The organism is Brasilonema angustatum, from assembly GCF_059505445.1.
In genome coordinates, this window is the sequence record NZ_JCACKO010000135.1 from 50,199 (window position 1) to 62,861 (window position 12,663).

Sequence of the window (12,663 nt, forward strand, 5' to 3'; positions counted from 1 at the left end):
TTGGTAGTGTTGGTGTTGGCAATGACGGGATTACCGGTTGTGGTGCTGTGACTGTTGGTAGTGTTGGTGTTGGCAATGACGGGATTACCGGTTGTGGTGCTGTGACTGTCGGTAGTGTTGGTGTTGGCAATGACGGGGTTGCCGGATTGGGCAGTGTGACTGTCGGTTGTGTTGGTGTTGGCGATGAATTTACAGGTTGAGAAGGCGTAACTATTGTTGAAGTGCCAGTTGGTTGGTTAATTGGCGGCGTCACCGAATCCGTAGGTGTAGTAGACCTACTAGGCTTGGATGTGGAAGATGAAACAGCATTTGGCACAACTTCTCCTGCTTCCAGTAACGTGTTAACCGGGGAATGATCTCTAGTAACGTTGTTACTGGTGGGTAAATCGGGGTAAGTCGTTGGCTTTATAAAAGATGGGTTTTCAACAACATCCTGACCAGTAAGGGGCGATTGTGCAGCAACAGCAGCAGCAGTTTCAGCTTGAACGCTGGCGATCGCCGCATCCTTACTTGGCATACCATTTTTTAAAGTCAGATTTAAATCCCGAACCAGGGTACTCGTTTGATAAAAAGTTCTGAGATCAAAATCGTATAAACCTTTCAATTCCCCTTTAACTAAAACTATCAGTTGTCCTGCTTTTAGCTCTTGTTTTCGAGAAGCGTCTTTATTAGAGACTTGAATACCACTGTTTGTCAGTGCACCAACAATCGTGGTTTCCGTTTGCGGGTCATAACGTACAAATAATGCTGAACCGCGAATTGCTGCTGCTGCATTTGGCGTACTTATACGTGTTTGTCCCCTACCTGGTGGAATCAGCAGTACCACTGTCCCATCGTACAGGCTGAAGTTTCTTTTTTGTGGCAAGAATTGAAAAACTGCCTGTTCTCCGATCCTAGCCCAAGAACCGTCGTTAAAACGCAAGTCTGCCAAGGCAGATCGCCCTGTGGACAGCTTATCTCGCGGACTCATAGAATCCGATTTGCGTGCCTGACGCTTAGAATTTTTGTAAGGCATGAGTTGCACCAAATTGCGGAGGTCTTGAATGACCGCAGCAGTCAAAGGAGTTGTAGCATCTGCTTGTTTTGGTACAGGGAGGACAACAACTCCCCAGAAACTAATGATGATGAGTAGAAAAAACTTACGAAACATAGTTTGGAGCCTCAAATAATTTTACTGATACCAAACCAATTGAAGACAGGTTCTGATGTTCACAGTTTAAGCCTACTTGTTTGTTCTGGCATTACTTACGTAAAATTGCTTAACTTTTAATTGATATTTTTTTCATTTTATGCAGAATTATACTGTTAACTGGTCATTGGAGTTTCTTTCTTTGAAAAACTATGGTGTAAGCTTCATACAGACCTCGTAACCATATAAACAGCTAAACACTGGTTTAACTTGAATTAAGAAGTAGACATTACCTCTGTTTTCAAGTCCCGACCCTTCAAGGCGGAGTCAGTAAAAGTTTATTTGCGTTTTTGATATAAAAATGGGTACATTTACCAAATACTGTGGCTAAAGTCCCTTGAAATTCTAATTTTTTATCATGGAACTTTTCGCACAGTGAGTAAGTCTACTGTTGCCAAAAATGAAAGATTAAATATGCAACCCAAGGGCTGGATAAATTTGTTCTTTTGGATTGTATTAGCTTATAGTAGTGCAATCTTGTTTTACATCAAGAAGGTAGATGCGGCGCACGCTGCCAATATAGACCTGTCAATGACTGAAGATGATCTAATACAAAGAATAACATCTTTAGGGGTCGCATGGATACCCGCTCAATTGAGCCAAGAGTGTGGGCAAATATCTCGCAAAGAAGTAAAAAAAATAAATTTTGGTAAAAAAGTTGGGTGTGGGTTAAAACGTGAACAAAAGTGGACAACCCTTGCAAAAACGAACGGACTTATTGATACTGACAACATATTATTGAGAATACACCCCGTTCGTTTTTGCCACTTCACGAATAATCGTGACGCGAACACGACTAACCAAAAGGGTTGTCTACTTTTGTCTGGTTCAGATGAAATGGGATGTCAGGATAAAGTTGGCATGTCTTCCAGCTCTTTTGACTTTACAAGCTTCCCTGTAGCAAATACTTATGATGGAGTCTCAAATTTCTATTCCCAGACACCACCAGATCAGACACCCCCACCCCCACCAGCATCACCACCCACTCCAGCACCACCACCACCACCAGCACCACCACCCACTCCAGCACCACCACCCACTCCAGCACCACGTCCTGCATCCCCTACACCGGATAACCCTCCACAGTTAGAAGGTCAACCCGCTGATTTTCCCCAACTTTCTTCACCAGCTATAGACCAACGGTTGCAATTACCTGAAATGGATTACGCACAAAGATTGCAGAAGCTATTGCAATTGTTGGAGAAGAAAAAGCAAGCGCCTACCCAAGTTAGCGATTTAGGAACGCTAAGGGTACGACCAACAAAACGATCACAACAGCAACAACCCCCAAAGCGTCCTCAGCCTCAGCCCAGCAGATCTATAGGCTATTTACAGGCTCATGTTGGCTATTTCCAAACAAATAATATTTTTTCGTCAAAAGTCAATCCCATAGAAGATGGCTTGATTTACTCTGGATTAACACTAGCTTCTATGCCTATACGCTTAGGAAACAAAACCTTTTTGAATGGATCAATTGATGGCAATTTAATGCGTTACATTGATCAATCAAAATACAATTACAACCAGGTGAGATTCAACGTTAGTATTTTCCAGCAGTTATCGCCCCAAATGTATGGGGAAATTGGGTGGAACAATCAAAAGTTGTTTTATGCAAGAAATGGTACTAATTTTGCTGCAGGCGATCTCTTTTTGAATGAAGATTCTTTCCACCTGTCTTTAGGACGGCGAGACCCCCTCACATCGAAATTGATGTTAGATAGCTTTTACGAATTGCGTTTGAGCTTGACTGATCCTCCCAGTAAACAAGACAACCGCGATCGAATCATTCATACCGTGTGGGTTTCTTTGAACTACTACTTAGAACGATCTCTCCAAATTGGTCTTGATTACCAATTTGGTTTGTCAGATTTTACCCAACGCGATAGAGAGGACGTATACCATCGGTTATACGGTCACTTAACTTATGGAATATCCAACTACACAAATCTAAGTTTACAAGGAGGTTTGACCCTAGGTGGTTCAAGTGATAGATATATAGATGTTGATGGCTGGTTTTTCAGTATTAATTACAATCTGGAATTAGGTCGTTTCTGAGTGTTGTCTTTTATCTTGACTTGTCAGAAGTAAGAAATATCTGTAGGACTCATTTTCGATTTTGCTCAGCTAGGTACATTTGATATTAAGCGTTCCCTGTTAAGAGTCTTCACGAGTAAATCATAAATCAAACCGGATTCCTAATAACTAATCCAATCACTCCAGCTGCCGGGATAAAGTTTACCTGTAGGAATTCCAGCCAGTTCTAGGGAGAGTAAATTTACACAAGCAGTAACCCCAGAACCGCAATAGACAAAAATTTCCTTTGCATTTTCCAATTCTAACCAGCGTTGACGTTGCTCTTGTTGCGGAAGTAAAAAACCTGCAGAGTCAGTTACTTCCTGCCAAAAATAGTTAACCGCACCAGAAATATGACCCGCAATTTTATCAGTTGGTTCTCTAATACCGAGAAAACGATCTTGTTCTCGTGAATCAACTAACACCACCTCTTGTGAATCTTTGCGGTTTTTCACTCCCAAAAAATCCACAACCATCTGTGGCTGTAGATTAGGGACAAAAGTCGCTATTCGAGGTTGAGGAATCACATCTGTAACAGGATATCCAGCTTTTTCCCAAGCAGAAAACCCTCCATTCAGTACTGCCACTCGCTCATGTCCAAAATAGCGCAACAGCCACCACAAACGAGATGCAAAGGCAAGGCGAGAGTCATCATAAGCGACTACAAAAGTTTTTTGAGAATTGATTCCTATAGCTGATAATTTTTGAGCTAATTCAATAGAGTTAGGTAAAGGATGTCTTCCTCCGTGTTCTCCCACTGGACTGGAAAGATCCTGATTCAAGTCGAGGTAATATGCTCCACGGATATGACTTTCTTGGTATTGCTGTGTTCCCAGTTGTGGCTGAGCCAGAGAAAAGCGACAATCCACGATAACAACTTGGGAATCATCAAGATGTTGAAGTAGCCATTCACAAGAAACAACGCAAGGGTTATCGATCATAAATTCAGGTTTTTTGGTCAATTGTCTATTATTAATTGTTAGTTGTGCTGTTCTTTACGAACCACTGATTACTAACAACTAACCACTACTTATAACTATGTCAGACTCAGACAATTTTACACCCAAACTCACAGCAGATGGCTCGTTCACTTTTTTTTCTGATGAGTTTAGGGAGTCGTTTCACAGCCATTACGGGGCGCGTCAGGAGAGTTTTTTTAAGTTTGTGGGTCCAACTCAACTATCACTGAAAGCACACAAACCAACAGTGCGGTTGCTGGATGTTTGTTATGGTCTAGGATACAACAGTGCAGCTGCTATAGAAACGATTTGGACAGTCAATCCCAACTGTTATATAGAAGTCATTGCTTTAGAACTCAATAGCGCTGTACCACAAGCTGCGATCGCCCATCACTTATTCGATAACTGGGAATATAAATATACCCAAATTTTGACTCAGTTAGCCTTTGAGCATCAAGTACTGCAAAACCGTCTCAAAGCGACTTTACTCATTGGTGATGCCAGAAATTCAATCAAACTTGTTAACCAGTCGGGTTTTCAAGCTGATGCAATTTTTCTCGATCCGTTTTCACCACCTCATTGTCCTCAGTTATGGACTGTTGAATTTATCAAACAACTATCTGTTTGTTTAGACATAAATGGCTTACTCGCGACTTATTCCTGCGCTGCTGCTGTACGAACGGCACTTTTGGCAGCTGGACTACAAATAAGTTCTACGTCACCAGTGGGAAGAAAGACACCTGGTACAGTCGCCGGACATCAACAAGTAACTAGCCATCATGAACTACAAACAACCGTTGATATGAAAATCTTTTCTTGCAACACCGTTCTATCCTCCTCATCCTTCTTTCTCCCACTTTCTCTAGCAGAACAAGAACATTTACTCACTCGTGCTGCTATTCCTTATCGCGATCCACAGATGTGCGATGCTGCTGATGTGATTTTGAGACGACGCCAACAAGAACAAGAAACTTCCTCTCTAGAGTCTACCTCTGGTTGGCGTAAAAGATGGTTCTCAAAAAATCTACAAAATTACATGTAATATTTGTAGTTTTATTGCTCTGATACCGTTTCACTTTAAGGTTGATACAAATGGGGGGCACCCGAGCAGGGCAGGGGGAAAGAATTAGAGACCAATCATTTGTATCAGGCTCGATCATGAAATGATATGACAATCTCATATAGCAGGGAGCAGGCGTGTGATTGTCGCGTGGTTTCCGTATTTTCTCATTCGTTGATATCCTAATCTACCTGGCAACTGCTATACAGTCAGTTTTTGTGATCCAAATCACTCGTATAAAAAGTAGAGTATCACTGACACGCAGAGGTAATGATAGTTAGATAATTCACATCAATATAACAGCAATAACACGCAAAAAAATGTCTTAAAATCATAACTTTAAACTCAATACATCTTGTTTTGATAGAGATTGCATCCGTTAATCATTTTGTTTGAAGATTAGATGAAGAAAAATCAGTAAAAACCCGAATTTATATATTTTTCTAAATTGCTTATACTGAAAACATAGAAAATAAAAGAATGCAGTCAAAATCTCAATTATATAAGTCGAAAAAAATCTTCTACTATCGAATAAAAAATCAAAGTATAGATTTGTATCAAATCTTGTCACAATCAGGATTATACCAAGATGAACCCAAAAAAATCTATAAATTTGAATGTTAACTGTAAGAATTCAGCACGGACTGCGTCCCGCTCCGCTAACAGGAGTCAAAAGTCAGATGTTAGAAGATATCCAGTCTATTGATAAATGAATTTTTCAAATGTTTTCTTGATTCTTTAAATCTTCTGACTCCTGAATTCTTACTGTTAACTTTTTCTAAATAGGAGTCACATTATAGTAAAAAAAAACGAGATGATACAGGATAATAAAAAGAAAAAAATGAGAAAAAATAGCTTCTGATGCAAGAAAGCAGGAAAGAATTGCTTGGCTTGATTACCAGAATAATGATGTAAAAAAAGATATATAGAGCGCCTTAATTAATGAACATTCTTGTTACTGATACTCATGATTTATTCGTCTCCCAGACGGTAAAAACTCAAAAATCAACAGTGAATACCTTTGATTCAGATGCGCCGAGAATTTTAGTAGTAGACGATCATCCTATGAATCGGATGACTGCTGCCGCCCTTTTGGGAATAGAAGGTTATGAAATTATAGAAGCAGAGAATGGTTATACGGCGATCAAACTGGTAATGCAGAAACAACCAGACTTGATTCTGTTGGATGTGATGATGCCAGAAATGGATGGATTTCAGGTGTGCGAGTTGCTTAAGCAAAATGAACAGACCAGACTCATTCCAATCATTTTCATTACTGCTTTGAATGACAGGCGATCGCGCATTCGAGGAATTGAAACTGGGGGAGATGATTTCATCACCAAACCCTTTGATCATGTAGAGTTAGTGGCGCGAGTAAAATCCCTAGTCAGACAAAAGCGTCTGAATGAAGACTTAGATCACGCTGAGCAAGCCCTGTTTTCTATCGCAAGGGCAGTTGAAAGTCGTGATCCTAATACTGGTGATCACTGCGAACGTCTGACGCATATGGGGAAAAGTTTTGGAGAGTATCTCAATCTCACACGCAACGAAATTCGGGATTTAATGTGGGGAGGATATCTTCATGACATCGGTAAAGTGGGCATTCCCGACGCAGTGCTGCTGAAAAAAGGCAAATTGACTGCCGAAGAGTGGGATATTATGAAGCAACACGTTTTAATTGGAGAAAAAATTTGCCTGCCACTACGCAGTATGCGGGGTGTGATTCCCATTATCCGCAGTCACCACGAACGTTGGGATGGCTCAGGCTATCCTGATGGACTTGTAGCAGATGACATTCCAAATCTCGCGCAAGTATTTCAGGTAATAGATATTTTTGATGCCCTGACTAGTGAAAGACCATATAAAAGAGCTTTCACACCAGAAGAAGCCCTTGCTATGATGGCGGAAGAAACAGCAAAGGGATGGCGTAATCCAAAACTCATGCAGCAGTTTACAGAGTTTATTTGTTCTTTCAAAGATTAGTCCGCTAACAGTTTGATAATATAGAAATAGTCTTTGATTTTTGAGGTGGCTCGTAGAGGCAGGCAACAGGCAACACCGAAAGAAGGGAGCTAGAGGTGTACAGAATTTTTTAAAAATCAAATTGGATTCCTATATTTGTCTACGCTACAAGAAACTATAAACTGAGGCTACACTCTATTAGCAGATGCATTTAAAGCAATTCACTGATAGCTAAATTATGGTAGTTGTAGCAATTCTGGCGGCGGGACGTGGAACACGCATGAAATCAAACCTGCCCAAAGTTTTACATTCTTTGAGTGGGCGATCGCTGATCCAACGAGTTATGGACAGTGTCAAACCGCTTTCGCCCACTCAGCAGATGGTGATTGTTGGGTATCAAGCTGTTGAAGTCAAAGCAGCTATCCAGTCAACACCAGATTTGGAGTTTGTTGAACAAACTGTGCAACTGGGAACAGGTCATGCCATCCAGCAATTACTCCCCCATCTGGAAGGCTACACAGGTGATTTGCTCGTGTTGTCTGGCGATGTCCCTTTGCTTCGCACACAAACTCTCAAAAATCTGTTGCAAACTCACCAAGAAAACCAAAACGCCGCCACCATCCTCACCGCATACTTAGATAATCCTAAAGGTTACGGACGCGTTTTTTGTAATAGTGAAAATATTGTGCAACAAATCGTTGAAGACCGAGATTGCACACCGAATCAAAAACAAAATAACCGTATTAATGCTGGTATTTACTGCTTCCATTGGCAGGATTTAGCAAAAGTTCTGCCTCATTTGCAGACGAATAATTCTCAAAAAGAATATTACCTGACGGATGCGATCGGCTTACTGGAACCAGTTATGGCAGTAGACTTGGAAGATGATCAGGAAATTCTGGGCATTAATGACCGCTTGCAACTAGCAACGGCATACGAGATTTTGCAAAAGCGAGTCAAGGAAAAATGGATGAGCGCAGGTGTGACCCTCATTGACCCTGCCAGTATTACAATTGATGACAGTGTGGAAATAGAGCCAGATGTTATTATCGAACCCCAAACTCATCTGCGGGGAAATACAGTTATTCAGACAGGAAGTCGCATTGGGCCCGGAAGTTTAATTGAAAATAGCCAGATAGGCGAAAATGTCACGGTGCTGTATTCAGTGGTGATAAATAGCATTGTGCAAGCAGGAACCTGTGTAGGACCGTATACCCATTTTCGCGGTCAAGTACAAGTAGGTGCTGGTTGTCGGGTAGGAAATTTCGTGGAATTGAAAAATACCAAGTTGGGCGATCGCACGAACGTAGCCCACTTGTCGTATTTGGGTGACACCACCGCCGGTACCAAGGTAAATATTGGCGCAGGAACAATTACCGCCAATTATGACGGTGTGAAAAAACATCCTACCAACATAGGCGATCGCACAAAAACTGGTGCCAACAGCGTTTTAGTTGCTCCTGTAACGCTAGGAAATGACGTCTACATAGCTGCGGGTTCCACTGTTACAGAAGATGTCCCTGATGATTCTCTGGTAATTGCTCGTGCCCGTCAAGTTGTCAAACCAGGGTGGCGCAACAAGAGTACAGAGCCTCTTAAGAGTCCTGAGTGAAAATACTCAAAACTTGTCACTTAGCCGTCAGAACTGAATATACAGCCAACTTCTGTGCCAACGGGCATTTCTAAGGTATCGCCGATTTTCTCGCCGTTGTGGTAAGCAGCAAGGAGAGCATCGCTAGTTTTACCCCAAGCGATCGCCCCATTAGCATCTAGGGCGATCGCTCCAAAGTTCCTTTTGTGTTCTTGTGCTTCTGCAAATGAGCGCTGCATTGCTTCTTTAAGAGACAGACCATCAGTGACACGTACCACAACTCGTGCTGCTAAACACTCATCAATAATATCTTCTCCAATACCAGTACAACTAACAGCTGCATATTTGGTCGCATAATTTCCTGCTGGCATTGCAGAATCACTCACGCGTCCAATTCGCTCAAATCCCTTACCACCAGTAGAAGTGCCTACAGATATTTGTCCTTGAGTATCTAATGCAACAACACCAATCGTACCGCGTCGCGCATTGCTGGCTTCCACCAGTTCTGCGTCTGCTACGACCCCAGCCATCGTTCTTTGAAAATTGTCCTGACGCTCCCGTATCCACTCTTGCAAGCGTAACTCGGTTAAGCCATTGTAGCTGGGTATTTGCAACTCCCGTGCCAGTTCTGCTGCACCGTAATCAGAGAGTACGCGGTCAGGAGAGGTTTGTAAAGCGATCGCCAAGTCAATAGGATTTTTGACTCGCGAGACATTAATCACCCCACTAAAGCTTTGGGATGTCCCATCCATCAAAGAAGCACTCATGCGGATTTGACCATCCGATTGCAGTACAGAACCAGTACCAGCATTAAAACGGGGGTTGTCTTCCAACATTTGACAACCCCGCACAACCGCCTCATTTGCAGATGCTCCCGACTCTAGAAGAGAATAGACTTCTTCTATGATTTGGTAGAGAGAACGGCGTACCGTCTCAATTCCTCCTTTTGCCTTTAGAGAACTACCAGCGCCTCCATGAATAATTAACTTAGGTTGTACCTTGATCTCCATCTGTTTGTTTATTTACCCGTACCTTTACGGTCATTGATTTGCTTCATTTGTAGCTTGCGAACGGTGACGACGGCAACGTTCTGAGCAATATTTCACCTCATCCCAGCAATCTGCCCATTTTTTGCGCCAAGTAAAAGGGCGCTGACATACCGGACAAATTTTTGTAGGCAGGTCAGATTTAGAACGAGCACGTCCCATATTATTAATCAGCAGCTTGGAGCTGGATTTCTGAGATTTGGAAACTAATTATAGCTACTTTCGTACAACACAAGAGTAAATTTTGTGACTTAATTGTGGGGCATTGATTGTCATGCATCTTCAGAGAGAAATTGTGTGAACTACCCACACCAAACTGAGTACAGTTATGGTGTAGGCTTCTGGCACATCGAGAGTGTTTCCAGAACTTCCTTCAAGATGATGAGCATTGGTCAGGGATGTCTTCCTTATCCCCCGCCTTATATCCCAGCACCAAGCTTTCAGCTATGGTGTGGGGCTTACGACGAAGAAGCTAAGGAGTGTCGCAACAGTGAAGAGCTTTTTTCCACTTCTGATTATCCGTGAACGTAGATTGCTACTATATAAGACGCCATAACAGTACCCAGACGCAGCGATTTAAATTTTGGATTGTGGATATTTATAAAAATGCACTTCGTCCCCTCTTGTTCACTTTGCTTAAAGCAGATCCAGAGTGGATGCACTCCTCAACGATTCGCAGTTTAAGCTGGTTGGGAAAAACTGACCACCAAGCACCTGCGAGTTGGATCAACCAACGTCTGGTACAGTCGTTTTGTTTATCAGATGCACGCCTAGAACAAAATCTCTTTGGGCTGCACTTTCCTAACCCTTTAGGTTTAGCAGCTGGATTTGATAAGGATGGCGTTGCAGTTCCTATGTGGTCAAGACTTGGTTTTGGCTTTGTAGAAGTGGGAACTGTTACCTTTCATCCACAGCCAGGAAATCCCCGTCCTCGCTTGTTTCGCTTACCCTTAGACAAAGCCGCCCTCAACCGTATGGGCTTTAACAATCAAGGTGCTGCAGCAATGGTGGAACGGTTAGCACAACGTAAGCAAGAGTTAAATCTATCTGTACCTATAGGTATTAATTTAGGAAAATCTAAGATAACTCCTCTCGAAGAAGCCGCAAAGGATTATCTCGATAGTTTTCGCTTACTGAAGAATTTTGGAGACTATTTTGTCGTCAATGTCTCTTCACCTAATACGCCAGGGTTGCGATCGCTTCAAGATGCCCCCATGCTTAGTTCTATCTTGGATGCTTTACAACAGGATAATAATGCATATAAGCCTATTTTTGTCAAGATAGCTCCAGATTTGGAATGGGAGGCGATCGCCGATATTATTTCCTTAGCAAAAACTTATCAATTAGCTGGAATAATTGCCACCAACACCACTATCCGTAGAGATGGACTAAAAACACAGGTGATTGACCAAACTGGCAAATCACCTCAACAAGAAGCCGGTGGTATCAGCGGTGCCCCACTAAAACAACGTTCCACCGAAGTTATTCGTTTTATTTGGCAGCAAACAGCAGGTCAATTACCGATTATCGGTGTTGGTGGCATTTTTACACCTGAAGATGCTTGGGAGAAAATCACTGCTGGTGCTTGCCTTATTCAGGTTTATACAGGCTGGATTTACGAAGGACCAGCCATGATACGCCACGTTCTCCAAGGGTTGCTATATAAGCTAGAACAAAGCGGATTAAATAGCATCTGCGAAGCTGTCGGTTTACAAGGAAAAATGGAATAAACAATAGAAAAGTAAAAAGAAGTCTCTTTTAACTTTTGCCTTCGTCAGCCGGGAAAAACTCTTTCGTTTTTCGGGAGTATTTCCAAGCAACTCCATCTGGATCCCTGCTGCGACTCCACTCTGGAAAATCGGGATCGTCCCGCCGCTTATAAACTGTGCTGGAATAAACATTGAGACGTTTGGCAAGTTCAGATTGAATCAAAGAACCAAACATCAATTGTTTTTCCAGCGGTTTTTTTGCTTCCTCTTGAGTTGGCTGAGGTAGCGGTTCGGTTTCTAGTTCTTGTAAAACTGGCTGGGGTGTTGGTGCTACTAGAAACGGTAGTGCTTGCTGGGCAACTGGTTGACTTTCAAGTTGTTTGGGTGGTTCGCTACTGTCAAGTATGCTGCCTAGAGTACTCGCGGTGATAAATTGATAGACTTTGCTTCCGTCTTCGGAGTTAACCGCGCTGGCAGCAAATTCCGATGCTTTCGTATCTAGGTAGCGTTTTGCTCTTTCCCCAGGAAAATTGCCCTTGATTGCCAAATCCATTGGTGTAATCTTGCCTTGGTTTTCCCGAATCAGTTGATGGAAAATCGGGTTTACCTTCTGGCACCACTTTTGCCATGTGTAAAGTTGCCAGACATTGAAAGCCAACACAAGTAGGATTAGTGCCAGCCAAATTCGCCAAGTAGCAACGACGAAAATAATTAAAAACGAGATTGGCAAAAGTAGAACTAGAAAACCCTTGCCGTCACTTTCTATAGTTTTTTCACTCATGCCGATAACTGCCAAGTGACTGTGTGTGGAAATAATAATATATCTTGGCAAAAATTGGGAACATTATTTGTGTTATTCGTCAGTTTGCCAAAAAAGATTTCGGCAAAACCGAATAGAAGCTATAAGTTTCTCCTCCCAAAGCCCCTTGTGTGATGTGTGGAGAGATATAAAGTTATGAGAAAATTTTTTACCCCAGCCCTTGACATTATATAATACATATACTACATTATAAATAACAAGCACATGCTTATAAAAAATTCAATTTTCAGGCGTGGAGAATGCGTTAAAAATTA

The 12,663-nt window shown here is 42.1% G+C and carries 11 protein-coding genes; 6 read left to right on the forward strand and 5 right to left on the reverse strand.

Going from position 1 to position 12,663, the window contains the following annotated elements; all coding sequences use genetic code 11:
• Nucleotides 1–1,150: FecR domain-containing protein (locus tag AC5JM2_RS24290; RefSeq protein ID WP_495837383.1), on the reverse strand; the 1,150-nt coding region annotated here is incomplete at its 3' end.
• Between the two features lie 414 nt (nt 1,151–1,564).
• Between AC5JM2_RS24290 and AC5JM2_RS24295 the strand changes: the two genes are divergently transcribed.
• Nucleotides 1,565–3,244, forward strand: coding sequence for a hypothetical protein (locus AC5JM2_RS24295; protein ID WP_495837384.1), 1,680 nt, complete (start codon nt 1,565–1,567; stop codon nt 3,242–3,244).
• 140 nt (nt 3,245–3,384) lie between these two features.
• Here AC5JM2_RS24295 and AC5JM2_RS24300 read toward each other — a convergent pair whose 3' ends face one another.
• Nucleotides 3,385–4,203, reverse strand: coding sequence for a sulfurtransferase (locus AC5JM2_RS24300; protein WP_495837385.1), 819 nt, complete (start codon nt 4,201–4,203; stop codon nt 3,385–3,387).
• Between the two features lie 97 nt (nt 4,204–4,300).
• Between AC5JM2_RS24300 and AC5JM2_RS24305 the strand changes: the two genes are divergently transcribed.
• From AC5JM2_RS24305 to glmU, 3 genes are all read left to right on the forward strand, one after another.
• Entirely contained in the window at nt 4,301–5,263 is a 963-nt protein-coding gene (locus tag AC5JM2_RS24305; RefSeq protein WP_495837386.1) for a tRNA (5-methylaminomethyl-2-thiouridine)(34)-methyltransferase MnmD, read from the forward strand.
• A 960-nt stretch (nt 5,264–6,223) separates the two neighbouring features.
• Complete coding sequence (locus AC5JM2_RS24310) at nt 6,224–7,264, forward strand: response regulator (protein WP_495837387.1); 1,041 nt, start codon at nt 6,224–6,226, stop codon at nt 7,262–7,264.
• Nucleotides 7,265–7,481: 217 nt separating this feature from the next.
• The gene (gene glmU, locus AC5JM2_RS24315; protein WP_495837388.1) at nt 7,482–8,855 is read left to right on the forward strand and encodes a bifunctional UDP-N-acetylglucosamine diphosphorylase/glucosamine-1-phosphate N-acetyltransferase GlmU; all 1,374 of its coding nucleotides are present in this window, start codon (nt 7,482–7,484) and stop codon (nt 8,853–8,855) included.
• Between the two features lie 20 nt (nt 8,856–8,875).
• Here the strand turns inward: glmU and AC5JM2_RS24320 are convergent, their stop codons facing one another.
• Both AC5JM2_RS24320 and AC5JM2_RS24325 read right to left on the reverse strand, forming a co-directional pair.
• Nucleotides 8,876–9,844, reverse strand: a complete 969-nt coding sequence (locus AC5JM2_RS24320; RefSeq protein WP_495837389.1) for an isoaspartyl peptidase/L-asparaginase — start codon at nt 9,842–9,844, stop codon at nt 8,876–8,878.
• A 30-nt stretch (nt 9,845–9,874) separates the two neighbouring features.
• Nucleotides 9,875–10,042: a DUF2256 domain-containing protein gene (locus tag AC5JM2_RS24325; protein ID WP_210612594.1), complete on the reverse strand. Its 168-nt coding sequence runs from the start codon at nt 10,040–10,042 to the stop codon at nt 9,875–9,877.
• A 135-nt stretch (nt 10,043–10,177) separates the two neighbouring features.
• Between AC5JM2_RS24325 and AC5JM2_RS24330 the strand changes: the two genes are divergently transcribed.
• The gene (locus AC5JM2_RS24330; protein WP_495837390.1) at nt 10,178–10,405 is read left to right on the forward strand and encodes a hypothetical protein; all 228 of its coding nucleotides are present in this window, start codon (nt 10,178–10,180) and stop codon (nt 10,403–10,405) included.
• A 65-nt stretch (nt 10,406–10,470) separates the two neighbouring features.
• Nucleotides 10,471–11,610, forward strand: a complete 1,140-nt coding sequence (locus tag AC5JM2_RS24335; RefSeq protein WP_495837391.1) for a quinone-dependent dihydroorotate dehydrogenase — start codon at nt 10,471–10,473, stop codon at nt 11,608–11,610.
• 28 nt (nt 11,611–11,638) lie between these two features.
• Here AC5JM2_RS24335 and AC5JM2_RS24340 read toward each other — a convergent pair whose 3' ends face one another.
• Nucleotides 11,639–12,370, reverse strand: coding sequence for a hypothetical protein (locus AC5JM2_RS24340; protein ID WP_495837392.1), 732 nt, complete (start codon nt 12,368–12,370; stop codon nt 11,639–11,641).
• Nucleotides 12,371–12,663: the final 293 nt, after the last annotated feature.